Source organism: Halorubrum sp. SP9, assembly GCF_005435015.1.
GTDB classification, from domain to species: Archaea; Halobacteriota; Halobacteria; order Halobacteriales; family Haloferacaceae; genus Halorubrum; species Halorubrum sodomense.
Map to the genome: position 1 here is coordinate 1 of NZ_SGXU01000521.1, position 341 is coordinate 341.

Annotated in this window: 1 pseudogene; it reads right to left on the bottom strand. The window is 68.0% G+C overall.

Features of this window, described 5'->3' with window-relative positions:
- Positions 1-3 precede the first annotated feature (3 nt).
- Positions 4-341 (bottom strand): annotated as a pseudogene (locus EXE45_RS18445) (TRAP transporter substrate-binding protein); the annotation flags it as partial.

Genomic DNA, 341 nt, shown 5'->3' on the forward strand with positions numbered 1-341 from the left:
GGGCTACTCGTCGCCGCGGCTCCAAGAGTCCTCCCAGACGTCGTTGTCCTCGAAGAAGTTCGCCACGCCGGCGTGGATGTCGATCTCCGGGATCACGGTCTGGGTCATCGCTTCGGGCGAGTACTCCAGCGTCGTCGGGTCGGACTCGCGGAGCGTCTCCTCGTGCTCGATGGCGAGCCGGCAGATCTCCTCGGTCGCGCGGGCCGGGATGTCGGGGCTGAACGCCCACTGGCCGGCGAGCGACCAGGTCGTCATCGTGTCGGTGTAGGCGGTGACGTCCTGCTCGTACCCGTACGGCTCGACCTCTTCGAGGATCGCGCCGGGGTGCTCCTCGATGACCG